The 26,880-nt window shown below is 69.8% G+C and carries 26 protein-coding genes; 6 read left to right on the top strand and 20 right to left on the bottom strand.

Going from position 1 to position 26,880, the window contains the following annotated elements; genetic code table 11:
• The first annotated feature begins 16 nt into the window (after window positions 1-16).
• Window positions 17-400 (top strand): peptidase inhibitor family I36 protein, encoded by a 384-nt coding sequence (locus tag NLX83_RS20065; protein WP_254236609.1) that lies wholly within the window; start codon window positions 17-19, stop codon window positions 398-400.
• Between the two features lies 1 nt (window position 401).
• Window positions 402-1,907, top strand: a complete 1,506-nt coding sequence (locus NLX83_RS20060) for an alkaline phosphatase D family protein (protein WP_254236608.1) — start codon at window positions 402-404, stop codon at window positions 1,905-1,907.
• Here NLX83_RS20060 and NLX83_RS20055 read toward each other — a convergent pair.
• From NLX83_RS20055 to NLX83_RS20030, 6 genes are all read right to left on the bottom strand, one after another.
• Window positions 1,871-3,136, bottom strand: a complete 1,266-nt coding sequence (locus NLX83_RS20055) for an MFS transporter (RefSeq protein WP_254236607.1) — start codon at window positions 3,134-3,136, stop codon at window positions 1,871-1,873. The two genes, NLX83_RS20060 and NLX83_RS20055, sit on opposite strands and share 37 nt — an antisense overlap.
• A gap of 479 nt (window positions 3,137-3,615) precedes the next feature.
• On the bottom strand, window positions 3,616-4,614 hold the full coding sequence (locus tag NLX83_RS20050) for a TIGR03842 family LLM class F420-dependent oxidoreductase (RefSeq protein ID WP_254236606.1): 999 nt from the start codon (window positions 4,612-4,614) through the stop codon (window positions 3,616-3,618).
• Between the two features lie 9 nt (window positions 4,615-4,623).
• Window positions 4,624-6,114, bottom strand: a complete 1,491-nt coding sequence (locus NLX83_RS20045; protein WP_256564026.1) for a CoA-acylating methylmalonate-semialdehyde dehydrogenase — start codon at window positions 6,112-6,114, stop codon at window positions 4,624-4,626.
• A gap of 7 nt (window positions 6,115-6,121) precedes the next feature.
• Window positions 6,122-7,525, bottom strand: a complete 1,404-nt coding sequence (gene hydA / locus NLX83_RS20040; protein WP_254236604.1) for a dihydropyrimidinase — start codon at window positions 7,523-7,525, stop codon at window positions 6,122-6,124.
• Window positions 7,522-8,829, bottom strand: coding sequence for an aspartate aminotransferase family protein (locus NLX83_RS20035; RefSeq protein ID WP_254236946.1), 1,308 nt, complete (start codon window positions 8,827-8,829; stop codon window positions 7,522-7,524). Before NLX83_RS20035 ends, hydA begins: the two co-directional genes overlap by 4 nt.
• 5 nt (window positions 8,830-8,834) lie before the next feature.
• Window positions 8,835-9,677 carry a nitrilase-related carbon-nitrogen hydrolase gene (locus NLX83_RS20030; protein WP_254236603.1) on the bottom strand — a complete coding sequence of 281 codons (843 nt, stop codon included), beginning with the start codon at window positions 9,675-9,677 and terminating at the stop codon, window positions 8,835-8,837.
• Between the two features lie 132 nt (window positions 9,678-9,809).
• Between NLX83_RS20030 and NLX83_RS20025 the strand changes: the two genes are divergently transcribed.
• Window positions 9,810-11,177, top strand: coding sequence for an aminotransferase class I/II-fold pyridoxal phosphate-dependent enzyme (locus NLX83_RS20025; protein ID WP_254236602.1), 1,368 nt, complete (start codon window positions 9,810-9,812; stop codon window positions 11,175-11,177).
• 206 nt (window positions 11,178-11,383) lie between these two features.
• Here the strand turns inward: NLX83_RS20025 and NLX83_RS20020 are convergent, their stop codons facing one another.
• Window positions 11,384-11,665 carry a hypothetical protein gene (locus tag NLX83_RS20020; protein WP_254236601.1) on the bottom strand — a complete coding sequence of 94 codons (282 nt, stop codon included), beginning with the start codon at window positions 11,663-11,665 and terminating at the stop codon, window positions 11,384-11,386.
• A 241-nt stretch (window positions 11,666-11,906) separates the two neighbouring features.
• Between NLX83_RS20020 and NLX83_RS20015 the strand changes: the two genes are divergently transcribed.
• Window positions 11,907-12,284, top strand: a complete 378-nt coding sequence (locus NLX83_RS20015; protein ID WP_254236600.1) for a hypothetical protein — start codon at window positions 11,907-11,909, stop codon at window positions 12,282-12,284.
• Entirely contained in the window at window positions 12,281-12,613 is a 333-nt protein-coding gene (locus NLX83_RS20010; RefSeq protein ID WP_254236599.1) for a DUF3817 domain-containing protein, read from the top strand. Before NLX83_RS20015 ends, NLX83_RS20010 begins: the two co-directional genes overlap by 4 nt.
• Window positions 12,614-12,753: 140 nt before the next feature.
• On the opposite strand, the gene NLX83_RS20005 is transcribed toward NLX83_RS20010, so the two are convergent.
• The 13 genes from NLX83_RS20005 to uraD are packed head-to-tail and all read right to left on the bottom strand — an operon-like array spanning window position 12,754 to window position 25,197.
• Entirely contained in the window at window positions 12,754-13,323 is a 570-nt protein-coding gene (locus NLX83_RS20005) for a nucleotidyltransferase family protein (RefSeq protein WP_254236598.1), read from the bottom strand.
• Window positions 13,320-14,438 carry an allantoicase gene (gene alc / locus NLX83_RS20000; protein WP_254236597.1) on the bottom strand — a complete coding sequence of 373 codons (1,119 nt, stop codon included), beginning with the start codon at window positions 14,436-14,438 and terminating at the stop codon, window positions 13,320-13,322. Before alc ends, NLX83_RS20005 begins: the two co-directional genes overlap by 4 nt.
• Window positions 14,435-15,742: an allantoinase AllB gene (allB, locus tag NLX83_RS19995; RefSeq protein ID WP_254236596.1), complete on the bottom strand. Its 1,308-nt coding sequence runs from the start codon at window positions 15,740-15,742 to the stop codon at window positions 14,435-14,437. Before allB ends, alc begins: the two co-directional genes overlap by 4 nt.
• Window positions 15,739-16,128, bottom strand: coding sequence for an allophanate hydrolase-related protein (locus NLX83_RS19990; RefSeq protein WP_254236595.1), 390 nt, complete (start codon window positions 16,126-16,128; stop codon window positions 15,739-15,741). The genes allB and NLX83_RS19990 overlap by 4 nt, the downstream gene beginning before the upstream one ends.
• Window positions 16,129-16,168: 40 nt before the next feature.
• Window positions 16,169-17,206 (bottom strand): XdhC family protein, encoded by a 1,038-nt coding sequence (locus NLX83_RS19985; RefSeq protein ID WP_254236594.1) that lies wholly within the window; start codon window positions 17,204-17,206, stop codon window positions 16,169-16,171.
• 1 nt (window position 17,207) lies between these two features.
• A complete protein-coding gene (gene pucD / locus NLX83_RS19980) occupies window positions 17,208-19,499 on the bottom strand; it encodes a xanthine dehydrogenase subunit D (RefSeq protein ID WP_254236945.1) in 2,292 nt (763 codons plus the stop codon).
• Window positions 19,500-19,504: 5 nt separating this feature from the next.
• Window positions 19,505-20,866 (bottom strand): 8-oxoguanine deaminase, encoded by a 1,362-nt coding sequence (locus NLX83_RS19975; RefSeq protein WP_254236593.1) that lies wholly within the window; start codon window positions 20,864-20,866, stop codon window positions 19,505-19,507.
• Entirely contained in the window at window positions 20,863-21,342 is a 480-nt protein-coding gene (locus NLX83_RS19970) for a (2Fe-2S)-binding protein (RefSeq protein ID WP_254236592.1), read from the bottom strand. Before NLX83_RS19970 ends, NLX83_RS19975 begins: the two co-directional genes overlap by 4 nt.
• Entirely contained in the window at window positions 21,333-22,211 is an 879-nt protein-coding gene (locus NLX83_RS19965; RefSeq protein ID WP_254236591.1) for an FAD binding domain-containing protein, read from the bottom strand. The genes NLX83_RS19970 and NLX83_RS19965 overlap by 10 nt, the downstream gene beginning before the upstream one ends.
• Window positions 22,189-23,517, bottom strand: a complete 1,329-nt coding sequence (locus NLX83_RS19960; RefSeq protein WP_254236590.1) for a nucleobase:cation symporter-2 family protein — start codon at window positions 23,515-23,517, stop codon at window positions 22,189-22,191. The genes NLX83_RS19965 and NLX83_RS19960 overlap by 23 nt, the downstream gene beginning before the upstream one ends.
• Window positions 23,511-24,368: a factor-independent urate hydroxylase gene (gene pucL, locus NLX83_RS19955; RefSeq protein WP_254236589.1), complete on the bottom strand. Its 858-nt coding sequence runs from the start codon at window positions 24,366-24,368 to the stop codon at window positions 23,511-23,513. The genes NLX83_RS19960 and pucL overlap by 7 nt, the downstream gene beginning before the upstream one ends.
• Before the next feature lie 2 nt (window positions 24,369-24,370).
• Window positions 24,371-24,706: a hydroxyisourate hydrolase gene (gene uraH / locus NLX83_RS19950; RefSeq protein ID WP_254236588.1), complete on the bottom strand. Its 336-nt coding sequence runs from the start codon at window positions 24,704-24,706 to the stop codon at window positions 24,371-24,373.
• Window positions 24,703-25,197, bottom strand: coding sequence for a 2-oxo-4-hydroxy-4-carboxy-5-ureidoimidazoline decarboxylase (gene uraD / locus NLX83_RS19945; protein ID WP_254236587.1), 495 nt, complete (start codon window positions 25,195-25,197; stop codon window positions 24,703-24,705). Before uraD ends, uraH begins: the two co-directional genes overlap by 4 nt.
• Window positions 25,198-25,340: 143 nt before the next feature.
• Here uraD and NLX83_RS19940 point away from each other — a divergent pair, with 143 nt between their 5' ends.
• Window positions 25,341-26,873, top strand: coding sequence for a PucR family transcriptional regulator (locus NLX83_RS19940; RefSeq protein WP_254236586.1), 1,533 nt, complete (start codon window positions 25,341-25,343; stop codon window positions 26,871-26,873).
• The last annotated feature ends 7 nt before the right edge of the window (window positions 26,874-26,880 follow it).

The following is a 26,880-nucleotide window of genomic DNA, read 5'->3' as shown; positions in this document are numbered from 1 at the left end:
ACTGACTGGGGGACGCATGGTCAGGCGAACTGTGGCGGTGTTGGCGAGCGCCTTGCTGCTCGTGCTGGCGACCGGAGGGACGGCGTCGGCGGCGAGCAAGAACGGCAAGTGCGAGTCAGGCGAGCTGTGCGTGTACCGGCTGGCCAACTACACCGGCGGACTTCTGGACTTCGTGGGTGACGACGCGAACTACACCAACGGCGACGTCTTCCACGGGACGACCTACACGCTCGACAACCGGGCCACCTCGGTGGTCAACAACGATCCGGCGCGCTGCGTGACGCTGTACCAGGACATCAGCCACGCCAAGCCGATGATCACCATCGGCCCGCGGTCGGCCGTGTCGAACCTGCGGCTGCTGGACAACCTGGCCAGCTCGCACAAGTGGACGGCGTGCTGACATGGCCCAGCTGAACCGCCGCATCTTCCTGCTCGGTGGCCTCGTGGCCGCGACCGGCGCCGCGCCCGCCCGGCACCTCAGCGCTTCGCCGTTCACCCTCGGCGTCGCGTCCGGAGAACCGAGCACGGACGGATTCGTGCTGTGGACACGGCTCGCGGTCGCGCCCTTGAACGGTGACGGGCTCGGCGGCATGCCCAACCGCGACGTCGAAGTCCGTTGGGAGGTCTCGGAAAACGAGTCCTTCGTCCCGCTCGCCGCTTCCGGCGCCGTGCTCGCCCGCCCCGCCGACGCGCACACCGTGCACGTGGAGGTCGGCGGGTTGAAGGCCGGGGCGAAGTACTTCTACCGCTTCCTCTCCGATGGCCACGAGTCTCCACATGGGACCGCCGGAACCGCTCCTTCCGGTTTGGCGGCGAAGCTGACCTTCGCGTTCGGCTCGTGCGCGCACTACGAGCACGGCTTCTTCCACGCCTACCGGTACATGGCGCAGGACAAGCCCGACCTCGTGCTCTTCCTCGGCGACTACATCTACGAGTCACCGTCCAAAGTGGCCAGTCCGCCGCGGAAGTACGCGCCACGCAAGGAAGTCACGACGCTCGCTGAGTACCGCCTGCGCTACGCCCAGCATCGGATGGACCCCAACCTCCAGGCCGCGCACGCGGCGGCTCCGTGGCTCGTGGTGTTCGACGACCACGAGGTGGAGAACAACTGGGCCGCCGACCAGCGCAACGACAACAGCCCCGCCGGGGACTTCAAGGTGCGCAAGACCGCCGCGCTGCGGGCGTTCTACGAGAACATGCCGCTGCGTGCAGCACAGCGTCCCAATGGGACCGCGATTCCCTTGTACCGCAGGGTTTCCTGGGGTGGGCTGGCGCGGTTCCACATGCTCGACACGCGCCAGTACCGGTGGAAGCAGGCGCCGGAGAAGGACTGCGGAGTGATCCGCGACCCCCGCCGCACGCTGACCGGGGACGTGCAGGAGAAGTGGCTGCTCGACGGGCTCGCCGAGCGCTCGGCGCGGTGGGATTTCCTTGGGCAGCAAGTGTTCTTCGCGCAGCGCGACGACGACGGCAAACCCGCGACCTGCGACGTCAGCACCGATGCGTGGGACGGCTACCCGCACTCCCGCGACCGGATCGTCCAGGGCTGGCTGGACCGCCAGGTGCGCAATCCCGTCGTGCTGACCGGTGACGTGCACCGGCACTGGGCGGCCAACATCAAGCAGGACTACTTCGCCGCCAACGCTCCCGTCGTCGGCACCGAGTTCGTGGTCGGCTCGATCACCTCGCCCAACGACGGGGTGCCGAGCGCGGCGTACCTGAAAGCCAACCCGCACCTGCGCTTCGTCAGCCAGCGCCGCGGCTACGCGCACACCACCGTCACACCGGAGAAGCTGACGACGCAGTACTTCACCATTTCCAACGCCCTGGAACCCAATCCGGCCAAGGTCACCAGGAGCGTGGCGAAGACCTACACGGTCGCCGACGGCAAGGCGGGGCTGGGCTGAGGGGAGTCGATCGCCCGGATTCCCTTGCTGAAGAAGCAGTACAGGGCGGTGAGGGCGCATCCGGCCCCGATCACCACGAAGCCGAACGGCGCGCCGAACCCGTCGACCACCGGGCCCGCGGCGAGCAGGCCGACCGGGGTGAGCGCCGTGCTCAGCGCGACGACCGTGCCGATCACGCGCCCGCGCAGGTGGTCCGGCGTGCGCTGCTGGTGCGCCGTCGCGACGATCGGGTTCAGCGGGCCCGCCACGATCCCGATCGCCACGGCGAGCGCGATCATGCCGTAGACCGGCGGCGTGAACACGTACAGCGAGAGTCCGACCCCGGCCAGCAGCAGCCCGCCGGTCAGGGTGAGCCGCATGTTCAGCCGCTCCGCGACCATGCCGTAGCCCAGCGCGCCGATCACCGTGCCGATCGGGAACGCCGCCAGCACGAGCCCGGCCAGCGCGGGCGGGACCGCCTCGCCCTGGAGGTAGGCCGGGAAGAACACCGGGTCGATCGAGCTCAGGAAGATCATCGCGATCACCGACATCACGGTGACCGAGCGCAGCACGGGATCGCGCAGCACGAACACCAGCCCGGTGCGCACCGACCGGAGGTAGGACTCCTCGCGGGCCTGCGGGCGCGGCGGCACCCTCGGCACGCCGAACCACACCAGCGCGACGGCCACCAGGAACATGCCGACCGTCACCCACAGCGTGTTCGCCGGTCCGACGAAGCCGATCAGCACGCCCGCGACCGCGGGGCCGCCGAACGCGCCGAGGCTGTCGATCGTCTCGCCCCACGCGTTGAGCTTCACCAGCGGGACGCCGCAGTGCTTGGCCACGTCCGGGCGCAGTGACTCGCGCGCGGCCATGCCCGGGCCGTCGAAGGTCGCGCCGATCGCCACCAACAACGCCACGATCGCCGCGTTCAGCCCGAACAGCGCGTCGACGATCGGCACCGCCGCCACCGCCAGCGCGCTGAGCACATCCGCCCCGTTGCTGATCAGCTTGCGGCCGACGCGGTCGATCAACGCGCTGCCGAACATCGCCGACAGCACGCCCGGCAGCACCGCCGCGGAGGCCACGAGCCCCGCCGCCGTCGCGCTGCCCGTGCGTTGCAGGATCAGCCACGGCAGCGCCATCGCCACCACCGAGTTGCCCATCACCGACAACCCGGTCGCGCCGAGCAGGCACCACACCGCCGCACGCCCGCGCTCGGTGCCCTTCACCCTCCCAGGAACCCCCACAGCCCAAAACGGTACACCACTGTTCCATTCCGCGCCCGCGCTCCCGCCACCGCGTGGGGTTATGCCCTGAACGGGTCGTTGAGGGCACTGAACGCCCCGAACGACCCGTTCAGGGAACCCAACGCCCCAAAGGCGGCGTTGGCGGAGCGCGGGGTTGGGGGCGGTTTGAGACGCGTGGAGGTGGGGTTCGGAGGACTTGAAGACCGGCGAACCCGGGCTCAGCCAAGGAAAGCGCGCACATCCGAGCGATCTCCGCCCCCGTTGACGTACCCAATGTGGCATCGGTTACGTCAGACGTAACGAATGCCGCATTGGGTACGTAAGCCCGCCGAGAAGGGGCGTCTTCAAGTACGGCAGACCCCACCTGAAACGGTCTCTAACGGCAGCTAACCCCCAGCCGAGGCACGGGGGTTAGCTGTCGTTATAGGTGGGTGGGGCGGGGGTGCGTGGTACTTGAAGACCGCCCAACCCGCGCTGGGTCAGGAGAGAGCGGGGATGATCTTGGTGCCGTAGGCGGCGATGGTGGCCTCCTTGGCGTCGTGCATGTTGTAGACGGCGAACTGGTCGACGCCGAGCGAGCGCAGGTGTTCCAGCTTCTCGATGTGGCGCTCGGGCGGGCCGATGAGGCAGAAGCGGTCCACGATCTCGTCGGGCACGAAGTCGGTGCTCGGGTTGCCCGCCTTGCCGTGGTGGCTGTAGTCGTAGCCCTGCCGCTCCTTGATGTACGCGGTCAGCGCCTCCGGAACCATCTCCGAGTGCTCGCCATAGCGCGACACCAGGTCCGCGACGTGGTTGCCGACCATGCCGCCGAACCACCGGCACTGCGACCGCGCGTGGTCGAGGTCCTCGCTGACGTACGCGGGCGCGGCCACGCAGACCTTGACCGACGAAGGGTCGCGCCCAGCAGAAGCCGCGGCGGAGCGCACGGCCTTGACCATCCACTCGGTGAGGTACGGGTCGGCGAGCTGGAGGATGAAGCCGTCGGCCTGCTTTCCGGTCAGCTCCAACGCCTTCGGCCCGTACGCCGCCATCCACACGGGCAGCGAACCATCGCGAACCCAGGGGATCTGGACGTCCTTGTCGTTGATGTGGACCGAGCGGCCCTCCGCCAGCTCCTTGATCACGTGCATGGCCTCGCCGAGGCGCGCCAAGGTGTTCGGCTTGTTGCCGACAACGCGCATCGCGGAGTCGCCGCGGCCGATCCCGCAGACCGTGCGGTTGCCGTACATGTCGTTGAGGGTGGCGAACAGCGAGGCCGTCACCGACCAGTCCCGGGTGCCCGGGTTGGTCACCATCGGCCCGACGACCATGGACGAGGTCTGCGCCAGGATCTGGCTGTAGATCACGAACGGCTCCTGCCAGAGGATGCAGGAGTCGAAGGTCCAGCCGTAGCCGAACCCGGCGTCCTCGGACCGCTTCATCAGCTCGATCACCCCGGACGCGGGGGGATCGGTCTGCAACACCATGCCGAAGTCCATGACGTTCTCCTAGCGGTTCTGCGGGAAACCGAGATCGATGCCGCGGTCGGCCGGGTTGGGCCAGCGCGACGTGACGACCTTGCCACGGGTGTAGAAGTGCACACCCTCCGGCCCGTACGCGTGGCTGTCACCGAAAAGCGACGCTTTCCAGCCACCGAAGGAGTAGTAGGACACCGGCACCGGGATCGGCACGTTCACGCCGACCATGCCCGCCTCCACCTCGTTCTGGAACTTCCGCGCCGCCCCACCGTCCCTGGTGAAGATCGCCGCGCCGTTGCCCCACTGGTTGGAGTTGATCAGCTCGACGGCCTCGTCGTAGCTGTCCGCCCGGACCACCGACAGCACCGGGCCGAAGATCTCGTCGGTGTAGACGCTCATCTCCGGCGTGACGTTGTCGATCAGGCTCACGCCGAGGAAGAACCCGTCCCCGTCAACGGAAAGCTCACGACCGTCCACAACGACCGAAGCGCCTGCGGCGGCACCTGCGTCCACATAGGACGCCACCTTGTCGCGGTGTTCGCGAGTGATCAGCGGACCCATCTCGGACTTCGGGTCGTCACCGGGGCCGATGCGCAGGTTCGCGATCCGCTCGGTGATCCTCGGGACCAGCTCATCGCCCGCCGCGCCGACCGCGACGAGCACGGAGACCGCCATGCAGCGCTCGCCCGCCGAGCCGTAGGCGGCCGAGACAGCGGCGTCCGCGGCCAGGTCCATGTCCGCGTCCGGCAGCACGATCATGTGGTTCTTCGCGCCGCCGAGGGCCTGAACCCGTTTGCCCGCAGTGGTTCCACGCGAGTACACGTGCTGCGCGATCGGCGTGGAGCCGACGAACGACACCGCCTTCACGTCGGAGTGGTCCAGCAGCGCGTTCACCGCCGTGGCGTCGCCGTGCACGACGTTCAGCACGCCCGCGGGCAATCCGGCCTCGCCGAACAGCTCCGCCACGCGCAGCGCCGCCGACGGGTCCTTCTCGCTCGGCTTGAGCACGAAGGTGTTGCCGCAGGCGATGGCGATCGGGAACATCCACAGTGGAACCATCGCCGGGAAGTTGAACGGCGTGATGCCCGCGACCACACCGAGCGGCTGGCGCAGCGAGTACACGTCCACCGAGGTGGAAGCGCCCTCGGAGTACCCGCCCTTCAGCAACTGCGGGATGCCGCAAGCGAATTCCACGACCTCAAGGCCGCGCGCGACCTCGCCGAGCGCGTCGGAGTGCACCTTGCCGTGCTCCGAGGTCAGCAGCGTCGCGATCTCGTCGCGGTTGCGGTGCAGCAGTTCCCGGTAGGCGAACAGGATCTGCGAGCGCTTCGCCAGCGAGGCGTTGCGCCACGACGCGAAAGCCTTCTTCGCCGTCGCGACGGCAGTGTCCACATCGGACACAGATGCGAGCGCGACCTGTCCCGTCTGCTCACCGGTCGCCGGGTTCGTCACCGGACCGAAGCGCCCCGAGGTGCCCTCGCTGAGCTTGCCGCCGATCCAGTGGTTGATCGTCTTCACCAACGAGCTCCTAGGTCAGGTACTGGCAGGTCTCGCGCGGCACGTACGCGCCGTCGCCCTTGCGGCCGTGGTAGGCGTTGCCCTCGATCAGCACGCGGCCCCTGGACAGCACGGTCTCGACCTTGCCGGTGATCCGCTTGCCCTCGTAGCAGGAGTAGTCGACGGCCATGTGGTGCGTCTCGGCGGACAGCACCTGCTCCGCCTTCGGGTCGTAGATCACCACATCGGCGTCGGCGCCGGGGGCCAGCACGCCCTTGCGCCCGTACAGGCCGAACATCCGCGCCGGGGTGGCGCAGGCGATCTCGACCCACCGGCGGCGGCTGATGTGGCCGTCGACGACGCCCTGGTGGAGCAGGTCCATTCGGTTCTCCACGCCCGGCAACCCGTTGGGGATCTTGGTGAAGTCCCCGATGCCGAGCACCTTCTGGTCGTTGAAGCAGAAGGGGCAGTGGTCGGTGGACACGACCGACAGGTCGTTGGTGCGCAAGCCCTTCCACAGCTGGGCCTGGTGCTCCATCGGCCGCAGCGGGGTCGAGCACACGTACTTCGAACCCTCGAAGCCCGGCTTCGCCAAGTCCTCAGTGGACAGATACAGGTACTGCGGGCACGTCTCGGCGAAGACGTTGAGCCCCATGTTCCGCGCGCCCGCGACCTCGTCCAGGGCCTGTGACGCCGAGAGGTGCACGATGTAGAGCGGCGATCCGGCCACGCGGGCGAGCTGGATGGCGCGGTGCGTCGCCTCGGACTCCAGCAGCTCGCGGCGCACGACACCGTGGTACTTCGGATCGGTCTGACCGCGCTCAAGTGCTTGCGCGGCAAGGACGTCGATCGCGATGCCGTTCTCGGCGTGCATCATGATCAGGCCGCCGTTGTCCCCGGCGCGCTGCATCGCGCGGAGGATCTGGCCGTCGTCGCTGTAGAGCACGCCCGGATAGGCCATGAACAGCTTGAAGCTGGTCACGCCCTCGCCGACGAGGGTGTCCATCTCCTTCAGCGACTGGTCGTTCACGTCGCTGACGATCATGTGGAACGCGTAGTCGATGGCGCACTGGCTCTCGGCCTTGGCGTGCCACGCGTCCAGGCCCTCGCGCAGCGAGGAACCCTTCTGCTGGATGGCGAAGTCCACGATCGTCGTGGTGCCGCCCCACGCCGCCGCGCGCGTGCCGGTCTCGAAGGTGTCCGCGGCGACTGTGCCACCGAACGGCATCTCCATGTGCGTGTGCGCGTCGACGCCGCCGGGCAGCACGTACTTGCCGGTCGCGTCGATCACCTTGTCCGCATTGGCAGTCCACGAGGACGCCAGCTCGGAGCCGGTGACCGCGAGCGCCACGACCTTGTCGTCCTCGATCAGCACGTCTGCGCGCAGCTCGTCGGAGGAGTTGATCACGAGGCCGTTCTGGATGACCGTCCTCATGCCGACACCTCCTGCGCGACGGTGAGGGCGTGCGTCAGAACCCGCAGGCCCTCTTCGGCCTCAGCGCGCGTCAGCGACAGCGGCGGTGCGAGGCGCAACACGTTGCCGTGCAAGCCACCCTTGCCGATCAGCAGACCGCCCTCGCGCGCCGCGTTCAAAGCGGCGGTCGCGGCGGCCGGAGCCGGGTCGAGTGTGCCCGGCTTGACCAGTTCGACGCCGATCATCAGGCCCTTGCCGCGCACATCGGCGACAACCGGCAGCTCAGCACCGACCGCGCGCAACTGTTCGATCAGCCAGCCGCCGACCTCACGCGAGTTCGCCGGAAGGTCGTTGTCCAGCAAGTACTTCAGGTTCGCCAGGCCCGCCGCCATGGTGATCGGGCTGCCGCCGAAGGTGGACAACGAGTTGGCCTGCAAGCAGTTCATCACGTCGGCGCGCGCGATCACGCCGCCGATGGACGAGCCGTTGCCGATGCCCTTGGCGAAGGTCACGATGTCCGGCGTGACGCCCTCCGGCGCATGGGCCTGCCAGCCCCAGAAGTTCTCGCCGGTGCGGCCCCACCCGGTCTGCACCTCATCGCTGATCCACAGGATGCCGTGCTCGTCCAGCACCTCCTTGAAGGCGCCGTAGAGGCCGTCCGGCGGCACGCTGAACCCGCCGACGCCCTGGATCGGCTCGGCGATCAGGCACGCGACGTTCTTCGCGGTCTGGTCCAGCACCTCGCGCAGGTCCGCGACGCACGCGGCGATGTACTCGCCCTTCGGCAGGTCCTTGAACGGGCTGCGGAAGCTGTTGGCGCCGTGCACGTAGAAGGTCTGGAACGGCGACAGGCTGGTCGCCGACCACGCCGAGTTCCCGGTGATCGACACCGCCGAGAACGACCGGCCGTGGTAGCTGTTGCGCATCGCCAGCACCTGGTTGGACCGGCGGTAGCTGGTGGCCAGCAGCAGCGCGGCGTCGTTGGCCTCGGTGCCGCTGGTGGTGAAGAAGACCCGCGCGTCCGGGATGCCCGACACCGCCGCGATCTGCTCCGCCAGCTCGATCATCTGGCGGCTCATGTAGACCGTGGAGGTGTGCAGGATCTTCCCGGCCTGCTCGGTGATGGCCTTGGTGACCTCGGGCAGCGCGTGCGCCGTCATCGTGGTCAGGATGCCGCCGAAGAAGTCCAGGTAGCGGTTGCCCTCGGCGTCCCAGACGTGGCGGCCCTCGCCGCGGTCCAGCTCGATGGGCGGGTCGTAGTAGGTGGCGATCCAGCTCGGCATGACCGCCTGGTGCCGCTTGTACAGGTCGGCGTGCGTCCCCATGTCGATCACGCCTCCGTCAGCGGGCCGTAGGCGTCCGGGCGGCGGTCGCGGTAGAACGCCCACTGCTGACGCACTTCGTCGATGAGGTCCAGGTCCAGGTCGCGCACGACCAGCTCCTCGTCGTGCGCGCTGGCGGGCTCGCCGACGAACTGGCCGCGCGGGTCCACGAAGTAGCTGGTGCCGTAGAAGTCGTTGTCGCCGTACTCCTCGACGCCGACCCGGTTGATCGCGGCCACGAAGTACTCGTTGGCCACGGCCGCGGCGGGCTGCTCCAGCTTCCACAGGTACGAGGAGAGGCCGCGGTGGGTGGCGGAGGGGTTGTAGACGATCTGCGCGCCCGCCAGGCCCAGCGCGCGCCAGCCCTCCGGGAAGTGCCGGTCGTAGCAGATGTAGACGCCGACCTTGCCGACCGCGGTGTCGAACACCGGCCAGCCCAGGTTGCCCGGCTTGAAGTAGTACTTCTCCCAGAAGCCCTTGACCTGCGGGATGTGGTGCTTGCGGTACTTGCCGAGGTAGGAGCCGTCGGCGTCGATCACCGCGGCGGTGTTGTAGTAGAAGCCCGCCTGCTCGACCTCGTAGATCGGCACGACCAGCACCATGCCGGTCTCCTTGGCCAGCGCCTGCATCCGCTTCACGGTGGGGCCGTCCGGCACCGGCTCGGCCCACCTGTAGTGCTCCGGCTCCTGCACCTGGCAGAAGTACGGGGCGTTGAAGACCTCCTGGAAGCCCATGATCTTCGCGCCCTGCGCGGCGGCGTCACGGGCGTACTTCTCGTGCAGCTCGATCATCGACTCGGCGTCGCCGGTCCACTTGGTCTGGACGAGCGCCGCGCGCACCACGTTGGCCATGCCAGAAGCTCCCTGCGGGGATGGGCGGTAGAGGGTGTAGAACCTATGAACCGGAACACACTGGTGCAATACGTAGTTTGTTACCGGACAAACTTTTCACCCGGCTGCCGGTGGCCCTCTGACGGGATGACCATGGACGTTGATCTCAGCTGGCTCGCGGAGAAGATCGAGAACACCTCGGCCGAGGGCATCGCCGCCTCGGTGAACCGGCTGATCAGGGCCGGTGAGCTGGCGATCGGCGGCAAGCTGCCCACGGTGCGCGCGCTGGCCCGCGCGATCGGCGTCAGCCCGACCACGGTCAGCGAGTCGTGGCGCTCGCTGACCCGGATCGGGGCGATCGAGACCAGGGGCCGCAACGGCACGTTCGTGACCGGGCGGCAGCGCCGCGCCGAGCCCGCCCGGTTCTGGCGGCTCGCCGGGGCCACCGGCCGCTTCACCAGGGACCTTTCCGCAGGCGTCCCGGACCCCGGCCTGCTGCCCCCGCTCGGCCCGGCGCTGGCCCGCATCGACGGCCAGCCGCCGCTGTCGGGGTACCTGGACACGCCGGTGCTGCCCGAGCTGGAGCGGCTGGTCCGGGAGTCGTGGCGAGGCTTCTGCGAGCCGCAGGAGCTGACCATCGTCAACGGCTCGCTGGACGGCATCGACCGGGCGCTCAGCCAGCTCGTCGCGCTCGGCGACCGGGTGATCGTGGAGAACCCGACGTTCCCGCCGTTCCTGGACCTGCTGGACGCGGTCGGCGCCACCCCGCTGCCCGTGCCCATGGACGCCGAGGGGATGTGCCCGGACGGGTTGCGCGCCGCGCTGGCCGAGGAGCCCACCGCGTTGCTGATGCAGCCCCGCGCGCAGAACCCGACCGGCACCAGCACCTCCGCCCGCCGGGCAGCCGAACTCGCCGCGTTGCTCGCGGAGGCCCCCGGAGTGGTGGTGATCGAGGACGACCACGTCGGTGACGTCGCGATGGCCGCGCCGGTGAGCCTCGCCACGGCCCTGCCGGAGCGCGTGGTGCGCATCCAGAGCTTCTCCAAGTCCCATGGTCCTGACCTGCGGTTAGCCGCTCTGGGAGGTCCTGCTGCGCTCGTCGGGCCCCTCGTCGCGCGGCGGCACCTGGGCGCGGCGTGGTCGAGCAGGCTGCTCCAGGAGATCTTGGTCGGCATGCTCACCGATCCGGGCAGCATCGCTGCGGTGGCGCGGGCGCGGGCGGCCTACGCGGCGCGCCGGGAGGCACTGCGCGCGGCCCTGGAGGCTCGGGGAGTGCGGTCGATCGGGGCTGACGGCATCAACCTGTGGGTCGAGGTGGAGCGGGAACGAGAAGCTCTCGTCGTCCTCGCCGCACAGGGCATCGGCGCCGCCCCCGGCTCGCCGTTCCTGGTCCGCCCCACCGGGTCGAACCACCTGCGGATCACCACGGCGGTGCTCCCACTGTCCGAAGTGGACGTGGTCGCCGACGCCTTGGCCGAGGCCGCCCGCCCCTATCCCCCGTACACCCCGACAGCAATGTGAAAGCGGCGGGCGGCACCACGTGAGGAGTGGCTTGGCCGCCCGCCGCTGCGAGGGCCGCTCGTCCGCGTTCAACGCGGGGCGGCCGCGGGGTCGAGTGGTGCTTCACCGCGCGGGTAAGGGGTCTCGGGGCCACGGCCGGATCCACCGCGGCGCGGGCGCTGTCGTCATCGATGCGGTGTGTTCAGCCCCCGCGCGAACGCATTCGGTCACCATGTCGCACGCTCACAAGCTCTTCGGGCGTCGTACGCCTTGACGCCGATCTCCAGCAGTTCGTCCACGCAGCGCTCGAAGTGGTAGTCGGAGTCGAATCCGCGCTCGCCGTGCCAGCACGCGTTGTCGTGGGTGCGGCCGGTGTCGATCCCCACGCGCTCCAGGTACTTCAGGCAGTGCCCGACATCCGCCGACGCCGAGGGGGCGATCGCGACGGGCAACGCGAGCGCGGCGAGCGCGGCGACGGTGAGCTGGGCCACTCGTGAGGTGCGGGACACGACGGGGACCTCCTGCGGTCAGCGGGTTCGATCTCTTCCAGCTCACCCCGGGAATCCTTGTGCCGCAACGAAGTGCACCCCGCAGGAGTTCTTCACGCCGCCGTGGGGGTACGCGCGGGGTGCCGATCTCGACGCTGTGTGCGGCGCTGGGCCGATCGTGGGGTGGATCGTCACCGGACGGGAGTCGCGGTGGCAGCACACCGTCACGCGTTCCCCCGATGGGGCGGTGTACCGTCGACCTGTGCTCGCCAGGCTGTTGACTCCCCGCTGGTTGGTGCTGCATGTGCTGGCCGTGCTCTGGGTGGTCATCTGCTGCGCGCTCGGCTGGTGGCAGTGGGAACGCTCGCAGTCCGCGGGCGGCAGCTACCTCAACCTCGGCTACGCCCTGCAGTGGCCGCTCTTCGCGCTCTTCGGCGTCTACATGTGGGTGCGCACGGTGCGGATGCAGCTGGCCGAGGACCGCGGGGAGGCCCCGCAGGAGCCCGCCGAGCCCGCCCCGGCGAAGCCGACGAGCTACGGGAGACGGCCCGTGGTGACCGCGGCGCCGGACGAGGCCGACCCCGAGCTGGACGAGTACAACCGCTACCTCCGCGAACTCCGCGACCAGGAGACGAGATGACGCAGCAGCAGGAAACGCAGCCGACCCACGCCAAGGCGCTCGTGCGGTACCGGGTGATGGCGTACATCGTCGGTTTCGCGCTGCTGGCGCTGCTGGCGGCGATGGTGCTGCGGCTGACCACCGAGATCACCGCGCCGTCGGCGATCGTCGCGCCCGCGCACGGCTTCCTCTACATGATCTACCTGGTGGCCGCCTTCGACCTCGCGCAGCGCTGCAAGTGGTCGGCCAAGGGCACGCTGCTGGTGCTCATCGCGGGCACGATCCCCTTCGTCTCCTTCTACGCCGAGAAGCAGGTCGTGCGCCGCGTCAACGCGGGCGAGAAGCTCTAAGATGTGTCCATGCGCCACACCCGCGTGCCCCTCATCGTGGGCCGGCGTGGTCCAAACCAATCCCGTTTCGTACTCATAGCGGGAATTGGCGCGCTCCAAAAGGCCGGTAAGAGTACGAAACGGGAAAAGCGGCTGGGGCGTTAGGTGGGCAGGTCCTCGGGGCGGTCGACATCGGCGCCGGAGGCGACGTCGTCGCAGGCCACGAGCACGGGCGGGTGTTCGCGCAGGTAGGTGCGGGCGCCCTGGTCGCCGGTCGCGGAGGTGGCCACAGCGGCCCAGTGGGCTCGGCCGAGGAGGACGGGGTGGCCCCGGACGCCGTCGAAGGACGCCGCGGCTAGCACGTCGGGCGTGGACAGCTCGGTCACCCGGCGGACGGCGGCGGGGGTGACGCCCGGCATGTCCACCGGGAGCACGAGCACCGCGGCCGCCCGGCAGGAGATCAGGCCCATCAGCCCGGCGCGCAGCGAGGAGCCCATACCGCTGGCCCACTCCGGGTTGTGCACGAGCAGCGCGCCGTCGAGCGAAGCGCGGGCGCGGACCTCGTCGCCCCGCGCCCCGACCACCACGACCACCGGGTCGACGCCGGCCTCGCGCAGCGTCCGCACCGCGCGCTCCACGAGCAGCTCGCCGTGCAGCTCGACGAGCGCCTTGGGCCCGCCGTACCGCACGCCCGCGCCCGCGGCCAACACGATCCCGGCCGCCTGGTTCATCGCAGGATCAACGCCAGTTCCTCCGGTAGCTCCGCGACGGGGCGGGCCGCGACCACCTCGGCGGCCGCCGCCTCCGTCAGTCCACAGTCGCCGGTCAGCACCGCGACCGCGTGTTCGGCGGGCAGCAGGTTGAACCAGCTCAACGCCAGACCGGTCCCGGCGTCCTCGGTCAGCTTGCCCCACAACCGGAACCGCGCCACCCCGCCATCGGGGTGGATGTCCAGCCGGACGTGCGTCACGGGGGCGTTTCCGGTGAGCCGGAAGCGATGCCGGGTGTCCGGTTGAACCTCGGTCCGCTCCAGCAACGGGAACCACGAGATGCCGTCCTCGCTTCCCGACAAGGTGATCGCGTGCGGGGGATTGCCCTTGTAGTGCAATGTGGACAGTTCGGCCACCTTCGGCACGGCCGCCCCGGCCAGGCGCAACACCGCCCAGTCGTTGCCCTCGCCCCGCCGCCGCGCGGTTTCCCAGCCGTCGCTCATGAACTTGGACTCGCCGGGCTGCAACATGTTGTTGGGCGGGGAGAAGAAGCTGTCGCTGCACGCCGTGGTCCGGCCGCCGTTGAGCAGCGCCACCAGGTCCAGCGGCATGTCGACCAGCTCGCGCGGGTCGGGAAGCGGTTCGCCGAGCACGCGCAACCGCGCGACGCCGCCGTCCGGGTGGATGGTCAGCCGCACGTGGGTGAAGCGCTGAGGGTCCGACACCTGGAACGTGTTCGCGGTGCCGCCCTGGAGCGGACTGCGCGGCACCAGCTCGACCCAGGTGTGCCTGTCCAGCTCCCCAGGCGCCGGGTAGCCCTCGATCGCCGTGGCCTCGACCGTGCAGCTCTCCGGGAAGTTGCCGACGAAGAACGCGGTGTCCACCACCACGGACCGGATCACACCGGGCGCCCCGAGCCGCACGATCACCCAGTCGGAGCCGGGTTCTCCGCGCCGCCGCCGGGTCTCCCAGCCGTCGTACTCCTGCCCCTTGGGGGTGAAGGTGTGCGGCCGGAAGGTCGGCGGCTCCGACTTGATCAGGTTCTCCTTCTCCGCGAAGAACTCGTCGTTGGCCGCGATCACCGAACCGCCGAGCGAGCGGGCGGCGAGGTCGGGGAGGTCTGGCTGGTCGGTCACCTGGTGTCCCTCCTGAGCAGTTCTCCAGCGGGTTCCTGGCCTGCCGGGGTGCCGCGCAGCCAGGTCTCGGTCACCACACCGCGCAGGGTTCGGCCCGCGTACGGCGTGACAGGGTTGCGGTGCAACAGTTCCCCGGCGTCCACAGTGAACTCCGCTTCGGGGTCGAACGCGACGAGGTCGGCGTCGGCGCCCACCGCGATGGCGCCCTTGCGGCCGGTCAGCCCGGCCAGCTCGGCGGGGCCCGAGCTCATCCACCGCACGACGTCGGCCAGCTCGTGGCCGCGCCGCCGGGCCTCGGTCCACATCACCGGCAGCCCGAGCTGGAGCGAGGAGATCCCGCCCCACGCCGTGCCGAAGCTGCCTTCCTTCAAGCTCGTGGTGCAGGGGGAGTGGTCGGACACGACGCAGGTGATCGTGCCGTCGGCCAGCGCACGCCACAGCTCGTCGGCGTTGTCCCGGCCGCGGATCGGCGGACAGCACTTGAAAGCCGTTGCGCCGTCCGGGATTTCCTTGGCGTCGAGGGTCAGGTAGTGCGGGCAGCTCTCCGCGGTGATCGAGGACGAGCGGATCTCCGCCAGCGCGGACGCCGACGACAGGTGCAGCACGTGCACGCGCGCCCGCGCCCGCTCGGCCAACCCCGCGAGCCGGGCGATCGCCCTGTCCTCCGCGCGGGGTGGGCGCGACGCGAGGAATCCCGCGTAGTCGTCGCTGTCCGGGGCTTCGGCCAGCTCGGCGGGATCTTCGGCGTGCACGATGAGCAGCGCGTCCATCCGCCGCAGCTCCGCGAGCACTTCGGGCAGCTCTGCCCAGGACAGCGGGGGGAACTCGTCCACTCCGGACGGTGAGGTGAAGCACTTGAAGCCGAAGACCCCGGCCTCGTGCAGGTCGGCGAGGTGGTGGGTGTTGCCCGGGATCGCTCCGCCCCAGAAGCCCACGTCGACGTAGCACTTCCCTTGTGCGGCAGCACGTTTGGTTTCCAACGCCGCGGCGCTCACCGTGGGCGGTAACGAGTTCAGCGGCATGTCGATCAGCGTGGTGACACCGCCTGCCGCCGCCGCTCGCGTCGCCGTCGCGAAACCCTCCCACTCTGTTCGGCCGGGTTCGTTGATGTGCACGTGGGTGTCGACGAGCCCCGGCAGGAGGGCCAGTTCACCCAGGTCCACATTCTCGCGAGTGTCCACAGTGGAATCGTGGTCGTCGATGATCGCGGCGATCCTGCCGTCCTTCACGCAGACCGCGGCTGGGCGGACGCTGTCCGGTAGGTAGACGCACCGTGAGCGGACGACCAGGTCGTACGTGGTCACTGCGGATTTCCTTGCGAGGCGCACCACTTGCGCCAGTCACCGACCTCGGAGATGTCGATCAGTTGGTCGGCGCCGCCGTGTGACTTGCGCAGGACCGTTGCCAGGCAAGCGGTTCCGTCCTCAAGCTCGATCACGCCGAGCTCCAGTTCCGCGGGCTCGGCGGGCAGGAGGTGGTGCAGCAGGGTCTCCAGCGGCACGTCGTAGAGCTCGCCGACGACGCTGTGCCCGCCCTCGCCGACCTCGTGCATGGCGGGGAACCTGTTGCCGACGGAGAAGTACCGGTACTTCGGTGCGCTGCGGGCGATGCGCACCGGTTCCGCGCCCTGGAGCTGGTGGTGCAACGGGCCGCCGCGCATGCCGCCGCCGTTGAGGAACAGCAGTGCCATTACCGCCTCCGATTACTCAGCCGATGACCTAGCTGATGACTCAGCCGTGCCGATGGATCGGTCCGTCTACTTCGGATAGTGGTCGTCCGGATCCGCCGTGGCGGGCCGCGACGATCTCCGCCGCGATCGACACGGCGGTCTCCTCGGGGCTGCGTGCGCCCAGGTCGAGCCCGATCGGCGCACGCAGCCTGGCCAGGTCCGCCTCGCTCACCCCGGCCGCGCGCAGCCGTTCCAGCCGCGCTCCGTTGGTACGCCGCGAACCGAGCGCGCCCACGAAGGTCAGGGGCATCCGCAGTGCCTCGGCCAGGACGGGGATGTCGAACTTCTCGTCGTGCGTGAGCACGCAGACCACGGTCCGCGCGTCGGTGTGCGTGCTCGCCAGGTAGCGGTGCGGCCACTCGACAACGACCTCGTCGGCGTCGGGAAACCGCTCCACGGTCGCGAAAACCGCGCGCGCGTCGCAGATCGTCACGTGGTAGCCGAGGAAACGCCCGATCCTGGACACCGCGCCCGCGTAGTCGACCGCGCCGAACACGAGCATCCTCGGCGGAGCCGCGATCGACTCGACGAAGATCTCCGTCCCATCGGGGAGCGTTCGCAGGCCCGTGCGCCCGGTGAGCAGCATTTCCCTTGCCACGCCGTGCACATCGGGCAACGAGTCGCCGATGTGGTGATCGGCGAAGACGGCGACCTCCGCGCCGGTGCCGAGCACGGTGACCAACGCGACGGCCTGCGCGTCCCTCGCGGCCGTGACCGCGGCGGCCATCGCGGTCGATCGTCCACTTCGGACGAACACCTCGATCTCGCCGCCGCAGGTCAGGCCGACCGCGAACGGATCGTCCGCCGAATAGCCGAAGCTGTGCCGCAGGACCCCGCCCTCGCTGAGGACCTGTTGCGCCAGCTCGTAGACGGCGCCCTCCACGCAGCCCCCGGAAACGCTGCCCACCACCGCGCCGTCGCTGCGCACGGCCATGGCAGCGCCAGGACTGCGCGGAGCGCTGCCGCGCACGTCGATCACGGTGGCCACGGCGAAGTCCGCGTCACCCCACCGCGCCAGCTCTCCGGCGATCTCGTGCATGTCACGTCCCAGTGATGTGCTCGGGGCGCACCGGGATGCGCTTCAGCGCCAGCTTGGTGGCATCGCGGATGGCCGCGACGATCGCCGGGGTGGACGAGATCGTGGGCGGCTCGCCGACCCCGCGCAGGCCGTACGGCGCGTTCGGGTCGGCCAGCTCCAGCACGTCGATGGTCATCGGCGGCATGTCCAGGATCGTCGGGATCAGGTAGTCGGTGAACGACGGGTTGCGGATCTTGGCTCCGGAGAGCTGGATCTCCTCCATCACCGCCAGCCCGAGGCCCTGCGCCGAACCGCCCTGGATCTGCCCGATGACGGCGTCCGGGTTCATCGCCTTGCCGACGTCCTGGGCGCACGCCAGCTCGACCACGCGCACCAGCCCGAGGTCGACGTCGACGTCCACCACCGCGCGGTGGGCGGCGAAGCCGTACTGCACGTGGGCATTGCCCTGGCCGGTGAGCGGATCGATCGGGAACGACGGGCGGTGCCGGTACTCGCGGGTGTGCTCGACCGCCCGATCTCCGAGGACGTCGCTGAGATCGGCGAGCACGCCACGGCTCGCGGAGACGACTTTTCCGCCTTCCAGAGCCAAATCACTCACACCGAACCGCTCGCGGGCGAGGTCGAACACCTCCGCGCGCACAGCGGCGCAAGCGGACTGCACGGCGCCGCCGGTGACGTAGCTCTGCCGCGATGCCGACGTGGAACCGGCGCTGCCCACGGAGGTGTCGGCGGGCTGGATGGTCACCCGTTGCACGCCCAGCTCAGTCCGTGCGATCTGCGCTTGCAGAGTTACCAGGCCCTGTCCCACCTCAACGGCCGCCGTGTGCACCATCGCGACCGGCTCCCCGCCGATCACCTCCAAGCGCACGCGTGCGGTGGAGTAGTCGTCGAAGCCTTCGGAGAAGCAGATGTTCTTGATGCCGACGCCGTAGCCGACACCGCGCACAACACCTTCACCGTGCGTGGTGTTGGACGCGCCACCCGGCATGGTTCGAATGTCCACTTCGGACGTACGAGCCGGGGGCATGGGCTTGTCGCGCACCCGTTCCATCAGCTCCCTGACCGGAGCGGCGGAGTCGACCAGCTGTCCGGTCGGCATCACCGAGCCTTCGCTCAGGGCGTTGCGCAGCCGGATCTCCACCGGGTCGACACCGATCGCCTCGGCGAGCTTGTCCATTTGGGACTCATACGCGAAACAGGCTTGAACAGCGCCGAATCCACGCATGGCGCCACAGGGCGGGTTGTTGGTGTACGCGCCCCATCCCTCGATCTTGACGTTGGGAACGTTGTACGGGCCGACGCCGAGCGTTGCGGCGTTCGCGACGACCGCTCCCGTGCTCGATGCGTAGGCGCCGCCATCGAGGAACATCTTCGCCCTGACGTAGACCAGTTTCCCGTCGCGGTCCGCGCCGTGCTCGTAGTGCATGACGGCGGGATGACGGTGCACGTGCCCGAAGAACGACTCTTCGCGGGTGTAGACCATCTTCACCGGCTTGTTGGTGTGCAAGGCCAACATGCAGGCGTGCACCTGCATCGACAGGTCCTCGCGCGCGCCGAAGGCTCCGCCGACACCGGCCAGGGTGATCCTCACCTTGTCCTGCGGGAGGTTCAGCGCGGGCGCGATCTGCTGCTGGTCCACGTGCAGCCACTGCGTCGCGACGTACAGGTCGACGCCACCGTCCTCGGCGGGCACCGCCATGCCGGACTCCGGGCCGAGGAAAGCCTGGTCCTGCATGCCGACCTCGTAGGTCCCGCTGACCACGACCTCGGCGGTCGCGTCCTGGTCGCCGAACAGGATCGGCACGTAGCGCACGAGGTTCCCGCCCTCGTGCAGCTTCGGCACACCCTCGCCGAAGATCGCGGTCTCCGCGTTGTCCACTGGCTCCAGGACTTCGTAGTCCACCACGATCGCGGCGGCTGCCCTGCGTGCTGTCTCCGGATGGTCGGCGGCCACGATCGCGACCGCTTCTCCTTGGTAGCGAACGACGTCCACCGCCAGCACCGGCTGGTCGATGTGCTCAAGCCCGTACGCGTTCTGGCCGGGCACGTCCTCGTGGGTGAGGGCCGCGTAGACGCCGGGCAGCGCCAGAGCCGGGCCCACGTCGATCGAACGGATGCGGGCGTACGGGTGCGGAGTCCGCAGCGTCACGCCCCACAACATGTTGTCGGCCCACAGGTCGGACGAGTACGCGAACTCGCCGCGCACCTTCAAAGCACCGTCCGGCCGAAGCGGACTCTCGCCAACACCGCCGGTGATCGGCGTGGTCAGCGGCGGATTCGACGTTCGAGTCATCTGCGTCATGCCGTCACCCCAGCCCGTTCGGCGAGGACACGGGAGGCCGTCGCCAGGTCCTCGGCTAGCTGCTGTTCGTCCACAGTGGTCAGTTGGCCGAGCCGCACCACCGGGTCACCGCCGACCAGCAGCAGCTCCAACGGAGGCAACGAGCCCAGCACGAGTGCCGCGACCGGATCGGCGATACCCGCGTGCGCGAGGCCGTCCACCCGCCACACCGCGATGTCGGCCTGCTTGCCAACCTCGATGGAGCCGATGTGGTCCGCCCGGCCGAGGCAGCGCGCCCCGCCCATCGTGCCCAGCCACAACGACTCGCGCACGGTGAACGCCGCCGGTCCACCACGGAGCCGGGCGAGGTAGAGCGACTGCCGCAGCTCGTCGCCGAGCCCACCGGCCTCGTTCGACGCGGCACCGTCCACGCCGAGCCCGACCGGGCAGCCGACGTCGAGCAGGTCGCGCACCCGCGCGATGCCCGCGCCCAGCCTCGCGTTGGAGCTGGGGCAGTGCGCCACGCCGGTTTTCGTCGCGCCCAGGCGCTGGATCTCCTTGTCGGAGAAGTGGATTCCGTGCGCCAGCCACACGTCCGGGCCGAGCCAGCCGAGCTTGTCCGCGTACTCCAATGGAGTACAGCCGAACTGCTCGACGCAGTGCTCTTCCTCATCGGTCGTCTCGGCGAGGTGGGTGTGCATCTGCACGCCATAGCGACGTGCGAGCGCTGCACCCTCGCGCATCAGTTCACCGCTCGCGGAGAACGGCGAGCACGGCCCCACCGCGATCTGGACGCGCGACTCCGCTGACGCGCCGTGGTAGGTGGTGATCGCTTCTTCCGTTGCCAGCAAAGCCTTCTCGGTGGACTCCACAATGGAGTCCGGCGGCAGGCCGCCCTGCGACTTCCCGCAGTCCATCGAGCCCCGGACCACGTGCAGCCGGGTTCCGACGCGCTTGCCACCGTCGACGAGGGCGGCCATCAGGTCACCGCTGTCCGAGGGGAAGACGTAGTGGTGGTCGGCCGCGGTGGTGCAGCCGGACTTGGCCATCCACGCCAGCCCCGCGCTGGTGGTCGCGTGCACCACTCGCTCGTCGATGCCCGACCACACCGGGTAGAGCGCGACCAGCCACTCGAAAAGCGTTGCCTGCTGGGCGAAACCGCGCGTCGCCCACTGGTAGAGGTGGTGGTGGGTGTTCACCAGACCCGGGGTCACCAGGCAACCGGAGCCGTTGACGACCTGGTCGCCCTCGCGGGTTTCGGCCGCACCTTCACCTACCGAGACGATCACGCCGTCCTCGACGACCACGTGACCGGAGGCGAACTCCGATCCCGAGCCGTCCACTGTCGCGATGTGGGCGCCGTTGATGACTGTCCTCATGACGTGGCCTCCCCGCGCGAATGCGCCGCCGCGGTGTGCACGGCGTCGATGATCTTCTCGTATCCCGTGCAGCGACACAGGTTCCCGGCGAGCGCTTCGCGGATCTCCGCGTCTTTCGGGCAGGGGTTGCGGCGGATGAGGTCGTGCGCCGCGACGATCAGGCCGGGCGTGCAGAAGCCGCACTGCACGGCGCCGCGCTCGATGAACGCCTGCTGCACCGGGTCCAGCTCCTCCTCGGAGCCGAGCCCTTCCACGGTGCGGACTTCACGGTCCTGGACCTGACCGGCCGCGACCAGGCACGCGCAGACCGGGGTGTCGTCCAGGTACACCGTGCACGAGCCGCATTCGCCTTGCTCGCAAGCGTTCTTGGCACCGGGGAGGCCGAGCCGTTCGCGCAGCACGTAGAGCAGGCTCTCGCCTTCCCACACGTCGTCAGCGGTGCGCTCCTCGCCGTTCACCGTGAACTTCACGCGCATGCCGTCACCCGCCCTTCGCAGTAGTCGTGCCAGGCCCAGCCGAGCGTGCGGCGGGCGAGCACGGCCAGGGCGTGCCGCCGGTACGCGGCGCTGCCCCGGACGTCGTCAATGGGTTGTGCCGCGGCGCCGACGAGCTCACCGAACCGCCGCAGCACGGAGTCGGCGAGGGGAGCGGGGGACTGCCACAGCGCGGACAGCTCCCCGGCGATGTAGTCCTCGGCTTCGGGCGCGCGGCGCGGAGTCGGGGCCGCCGAGCCGAGCCCGGTGCCCACGGTCCCGCTCGCCGGGTGCAGCGCCACGGCGAACGAGCACACCGCGATCACCATGGCGTTGCGGGTGCCGACCTTCGAGAACTGCTGCGGCCCGTCCGCCGGGGGCAGCAGGACCGCCGTGATCAACTCGTCCGGTTCGAGCGCGCTCCGCTTGACGCCCAGGTAGAACTCGGTGATCGGGATGGTCCTGGTGCCGCGGACCGAGGCCACCTCGACCACCGCGTCCGAGGCGAGCAGCGGCGGGTGCGAGTCCCCGGCGGGGGAGGCCGCGGCGAGGTTGCCGCCCACCGTGCCCCGGTTGCGGATCTGCGGCGAGCCCACCGTCCGCGCGGCCATCGCCAGGCCGGGCAGCCGGTCGCCGAGCTCGTCGATCACCCGCACGTACGGCACCGCGGCGCCGAGCCGGATTCGTCCGTCCACTTCGGACCACTTGGCGATCTCGCCGACCGCGTTGAGGTCCAGCAGCGCGGGCGGCCTGCGCCGGTCGAAGTTCAGTTCGACCATCACGTCGGTCCCCCCGGCGATCGGCACCGCCTCGGGGACCTCGGCCTTGGCCCGCAAGGCCTCGGCGAGGCTAGTCGGCCGAATGAAGTCCACTGTGGACACCTCCGGAGGTGGTAGTCGGGCCGTTGAAGAGCAGGTTGAGGCCGACCGCGGCGAGGCAGCCGACACTGATACCGGACTGGGCGATGATCTGGAACCACACGGGGAACTGCTCGTAGAGCGTCGGCACGAACACCGGCGCGAGCCCCGCGCCCAGCGAGGCCGCGACCACCGCCAGGTTGCCGTTGCCGGTGAAGGACACCTTGGTGAGGGTCTGCACCCCGCTCGCCGCGACCGCGCCGAACATCGCGATGCCCGCACCGCCGAGCACCGGTGCCGGGATCGCGGCGACGACCCGGCCGAGCACGGGTACGAGCCCGAGCAGCACCAGGATCACGCCGCCCGCCGCGACCACGTAGCGGCTGTGCACCCTGGTCAACCTGACCAGGCCGACGTTCTGTGCGAACGCCGTGTACGGGAAGGTGTTGAACACACCGCCCAACGCGGTCGACAGGCCATCGGCGCGCAGGGTGTCGGCGACGCGCCGTGCGTCGACCGGTTGCTTCACGATCTCACCGATGGCGAGGACGTCTCCGGTGGTCTCGGCCATCGTCACCAGCATCACCACGGCGATGGAGACGATCGCGGTCAGCTCGAACACGGGAAGCCCGAAGTGGAACGGCGTGCTCACCGCGAACAGCGGGCCTGTACCGATCTCGGAGAAACCCTGATACCCCAGTGGGATCGCGACGAGTGTCCCCAAGGCGAGACCGAGCAACACCGCGACCCTGCCGATGAAGCCGCGACCGAACCGTTGCAGCACAAGGATGAAGAGCAGAACGCCAAGTGCGAGCGCGAGGTGCTTCGGCGCGCCGTGATCTGCCGCTCCGGCGCCACCGGCGGCCCAGCTCACCGCGACGGGCAGCAGCGAGAGCCCGATGATCAGGATCACCGTGCCCGTGACCAGCGGCGGGAAGTGCCGCACGAGCTTGCCGAACACCGGGGCGAACAACACCAGGAACAGCCCGCCGACGATCACCGCGCCGTAGATCGCGGGCAGCCCGCCGCCCTGTGTCCCGATCAGCACCATCGGGGTCACCGCGGCGAACGTGCAACCCTGCATCAACGGCAACCGCGCGCCGAACCGCCACACGCCGACGCACTGGAGGATCGTGGCAACGCCGGAGATCAGCAGATCCGCGTTGATCAGATACGCGATGTCCTCTGTGGACAGGTGCATCGCGTTGCCGAGGATCAGCGGTACCGCGACCGCGCCCGCGTACATGGCGAGCACGTGCTGCAAGCCCAGCGCGACAAGCGGGCCGGGCCTGGGGATCTCGTCGACCGGATCTTTCACCACACCGGATCGCCTTCAGGTAGGTCATCGCGGCGCACAGTGCCCTCGATCAACCCGTACGGCCGATCGGCGGCGAAGAAGACCTCGTTCGGATTGTCCAGCCCGAACGGGGAAAGGTCCACGAGGAAGTGGTGTTTGTTCGGCAGGGCGAGGCGGATCTCGGCGATACCGGGCTGCTTGTCCAGCACCCGCTGACCCATCGCGTAGAGAGTCTGTTGCAGGGAAAGGCTGTGCGTCTCCGCGAACGCGGTCAGCAGGTCGTCCTTGGCCTGCTCGAAGGACTCCGCCCAGTCGCTGGGATGCGTGTGGTGGCGCCACTTCGCGTCGACCGCCGTCGCGAGAATCCGGTCGTTGGTCTCAGGAAGCGTGGTGTAGCCGTCCTTGATGTAGCCCCAGAACTCCGAGTCCGTGGTGTTCATGACGGTCAGCCCGGTGAGCCCGGACACCACCTGCGCGCCGTCCCCGGTCCACGTGACGATCGCGGTCCGCGTGCCGGAACCGTTGCGGGAGAAGGAATGCGGCTTGTCGCCGATGCGGTCCCAGCTGTACTGCTCGAACTCGACGCGGGCCCGGTGGATCGACGGCTGCGAGCCCACGAAGTGCTCGCCGAGCCGCAACCCGAACTCCTCGACCTCGCCGACCCCGTCTCTGGCGAAGGCGTAGACGGTGTTCTTCTGCGTGTCGGTCGGCAGGACCTTGCTGTTGTCCCCGGTGAGGTGCGTGCCGGTGAGGTCGCCCGACAGCGCGACGCTGACGTTGAGGTCGGTGACCCGGTGCCGCTCCCCGTCGCGGTCGACCCGGACCAGGCGCACCTCCGCCTTGCCGTACTGGTTGCCGCCGAGCGTGATGGCCATTGTCAGCTCCCCCGGTAGGTCGAGTACGCGTACGGGCTCAACAGCAGCGGCACGTGGTGGTGCCGGGCGCCGTCAGTGATCACGAAAGTGATGGCGACCTCCGGGAAGAACACCGGAAGCCCTTGCGCCGTCAGGTAGTCCGCGGTCTCGAAGACCAGCCGGTAGGTGGCGGGCGGTACCTCGACCGCCGGGCCCCAGCCGGTGATCCGGCCATCGGAGTTGGTCTTCTCCGCGGCCAGCGGCTCCCACCCGGCCTGGCTCAGCCGGTCCAGCCGCACGGCCATGCCCGCCGCGGGCACACCGCTGTTGGTGTCCAGCACATGCGTGGAGAGGCTCATGCCGCCACCAGCTTCCGCAATCGCAGCTCCACGATCCTGTCCAGCTCCTCCCGCACGACCGCGCGCTCCGCGGTCTCGTCGTTGTCCAGCCGCTCGCGCAGCGCGGCCAGCACGTGCGCCGCCGAGAGCCCGGTCGCGCAGATCAGGAACACGTGACCGAACCGATCTTCGTAGGCGATGTTGCCCGCGACAAGCTCCGCGCGCACCCGTTCGTCCTCCGTGGCCGCCGCGGACTGCTCGCCCCGCGACCACCGGGCCTCCCGCCCGTCGCCGCCTGCCCGCTGGCCGATCCGGGGGTGCGCGTCCACGGCCACCTTGAGCTGGTCCCAGTCCAGCGCTGCCAGCTCCTTCGCGCCGCACGCCACCAGTGCGTCCGCGTCGGGGAACGGCCGCGACCGCGCGACGCGCTCCGCCCACAGGGGGTTGGCGCAGCAGGCGAGCAGCGCATCCCGGTCCGGACGCGCGTTGAGCTCGTCAAGGGCGGTGGACACCGATGTCCCTCCTCGTATCCGAGAGCGGTTCGCAGTACACACGTGCGCACTCGCCGCGACTATGGCGAGAACGCATGAACGTGAGCGCGCAGCCGGGTGAGCCTTTCGTAACATCCTCCAAACCCTGGCGGTAGGTTGACGGGATGAGGCTGCGGGATCTGGTGGAGGCCGCCGACCTGCACTTGGCCCTGCTCACCGGCTCCGATCAGCTCGACCGCCCGATCAGGTGGATCTACACCACTGACCTGCGCGATCCCAGCCGCTACCTCTCCGGCGGCGAGCTGGTGCTCACCGGCCTGGTCTGGCGCCGCTCGGCGGAGGACTCGATGGCGTTCGTCGCGGCGCTGGCCGCGGCCGGGGTGACCGCGCTGGCCGCGGGCGACGCGGAGTTCGGGGCAGTGCCCGCCGACCTGGTCGAGGCGTGCCGCGAGCACGGGGTGCCCCTGCTCGGCGTCCCCGTCGACGTCTCCTTCGCGACCATCACCGAACGGGTGGTGCTGGCGCTGGCCGGAGAGCGCGGCGAGTTCGACTGGCACCGCCGGATGGTCGCCGCGGCCGTGGACGGCGGCGGGCTGGCCGCGGTCTTGGAGCTGGGCGCGGCGCGGCTGGACGCGCAGTGCTGGGTGCTCTCGCCTTCGGGGCGGTTGATCGGCGGCAGCGCGCACACTGTGCTTTCTTCGGACCGGCGGCGGTTGCTGGTGCAGCAGTTCCTGCACGCCGACCGGCTGCCGAAGACCGCGCGGGAACGCTCCGGCGAGCCGGTGTCGCTGCTGCCGTCGGCGAGCCGGGCCGGGCAACGGCTGGCGAGCTGGTTCCTCGTCGTCGAAGGCGATCACGAGCAGTGGGACCCCGGCGCGAGCGAGACCGCGGCCGAGCTGGCCACGCTGATCGCGCTGGAACGCTCGCGGCGCGAGGAACGGCAGCGGCTGGAGAGCAGGCTCGCCGGGCCGCTGCTGCTGTCGGCGATGCACGGAGAGGTCGACGCGAGCGAGGTCGACGCCCGGCTGGGCGCGCTCGGGTTCGCCAGGGGAGAGCCGCTGTGCGTGCTCGCCGCGACGACCTCCGGCGGCGGGCCCGGACTGGCGCCCGTCGTGCTGGGCGAGCTCGTCCACGGTGCCCCCGCGCGCGGGTTCGTCGCGGTGGCTGGGCAGGAGGCGCTGGCCCTGCTCTCCGCGGACGCCGAAGGGTTGGCCGCGGCGTTGGAGGAGATCGACGAGGCCGTGCGCACCATGGAGCCGGGGCTCGGCGACGCGCGCCTGGTCGTCGGCGTCAGCGGGCTGGCGACCGTGGCGGGGCTGCGTGGCGCGGTCGAGGAGGCGCGGCAGGCGCGGCGGCTGGCCGAACACCGGCCGGGGCGGGCGAAGGTGGCCACCGCCGCCGAGCTGGCCTCGCACCTGCTGTTGCTGGCCACCGTGCCCGACGAACTGCGGAAGTCCTTCCGCGCCAAGCTGCTCGGGCCGCTGCTCGCCTACGACGCCGCGCACAAGGGCGAGCTGGTGCAGACGCTGCGGGTGTTCCTGGACTGCGCGGGCTCACCGACCAGGAGCGCGGCGCAGTTGCACGTGCACGTCAACACGCTGCGATATCGGCTGAGCAGGATCGAGGAGCTGACCGGACGCGATCTGGGATCTTTTCCGGATCGGGTAGACCTTTATCTGGCACTGGAGCTGGGCTGAAAGGGGT

Source organism: Allokutzneria sp. A3M-2-11 16, from assembly GCF_024213555.1.
Lineage (GTDB): Bacteria > Actinomycetota > Actinomycetes > Mycobacteriales > Pseudonocardiaceae > Allokutzneria.
Note: the sequence above shows the minus strand (reverse complement) of the source record. Positions and strands in the feature narration are given on the sequence as shown.

What these genes read in the sequence shown, in the direction of transcription:
- NLX83_RS19990 (WP_254236595.1), bottom strand. Translation starts at nt 16,128, where the DNA reads ATGGCACTGCTGTTCCTCAACGGCGGCGGCATGCGCGGCGGCCCGTTG.
- NLX83_RS20010 (WP_254236599.1), top strand. Translation starts at nt 12,281, where the DNA reads ATGACGCAGCAGCAGGAAACGCAGCCGACCCACGCCAAGGCGCTCGTG.
- pucL (WP_254236589.1), bottom strand. Translation starts at nt 24,368, where the DNA reads ATGGCCATCACGCTCGGCGGCAACCAGTACGGCAAGGCGGAGGTGCGC.
- NLX83_RS20025 (WP_254236602.1), top strand. Translation starts at nt 9,810, where the DNA reads ATGGACGTTGATCTCAGCTGGCTCGCGGAGAAGATCGAGAACACCTCG.
- NLX83_RS20030 (WP_254236603.1), bottom strand. Translation starts at nt 9,677, where the DNA reads ATGGCCAACGTGGTGCGCGCGGCGCTCGTCCAGACCAAGTGGACCGGC.
- NLX83_RS20065 (WP_254236609.1), top strand. Translation starts at nt 17, where the DNA reads ATGGTCAGGCGAACTGTGGCGGTGTTGGCGAGCGCCTTGCTGCTCGTG.
- pucD (WP_254236945.1), bottom strand. Translation starts at nt 19,499, where the DNA reads ATGACTCGAACGTCGAATCCGCCGCTGACCACGCCGATCACCGGCGGT.
- NLX83_RS19940 (WP_254236586.1), top strand. Translation starts at nt 25,341, where the DNA reads ATGAGGCTGCGGGATCTGGTGGAGGCCGCCGACCTGCACTTGGCCCTG.
- NLX83_RS20005 (WP_254236598.1), bottom strand. Translation starts at nt 13,323, where the DNA reads ATGAACCAGGCGGCCGGGATCGTGTTGGCCGCGGGCGCGGGCGTGCGG.
- NLX83_RS20035 (WP_254236946.1), bottom strand. Translation starts at nt 8,829, where the DNA reads ATGGGGACGCACGCCGACCTGTACAAGCGGCACCAGGCGGTCATGCCG.
- NLX83_RS19970 (WP_254236592.1), bottom strand. Translation starts at nt 21,342, where the DNA reads ATGCGCGTGAAGTTCACGGTGAACGGCGAGGAGCGCACCGCTGACGAC.
- hydA (WP_254236604.1), bottom strand. Translation starts at nt 7,525, where the DNA reads ATGAGGACGGTCATCCAGAACGGCCTCGTGATCAACTCCTCCGACGAG.
- NLX83_RS20050 (WP_254236606.1), bottom strand. Translation starts at nt 4,614, where the DNA reads ATGGACTTCGGCATGGTGTTGCAGACCGATCCCCCCGCGTCCGGGGTG.
- NLX83_RS19975 (WP_254236593.1), bottom strand. Translation starts at nt 20,866, where the DNA reads ATGAGGACAGTCATCAACGGCGCCCACATCGCGACAGTGGACGGCTCG.
- NLX83_RS20060 (WP_254236608.1), top strand. Translation starts at nt 402, where the DNA reads ATGGCCCAGCTGAACCGCCGCATCTTCCTGCTCGGTGGCCTCGTGGCC.
- NLX83_RS19985 (WP_254236594.1), bottom strand. Translation starts at nt 17,206, where the DNA reads ATGCACGAGATCGCCGGAGAGCTGGCGCGGTGGGGTGACGCGGACTTC.
- uraH (WP_254236588.1), bottom strand. Translation starts at nt 24,706, where the DNA reads ATGAGCCTCTCCACGCATGTGCTGGACACCAACAGCGGTGTGCCCGCG.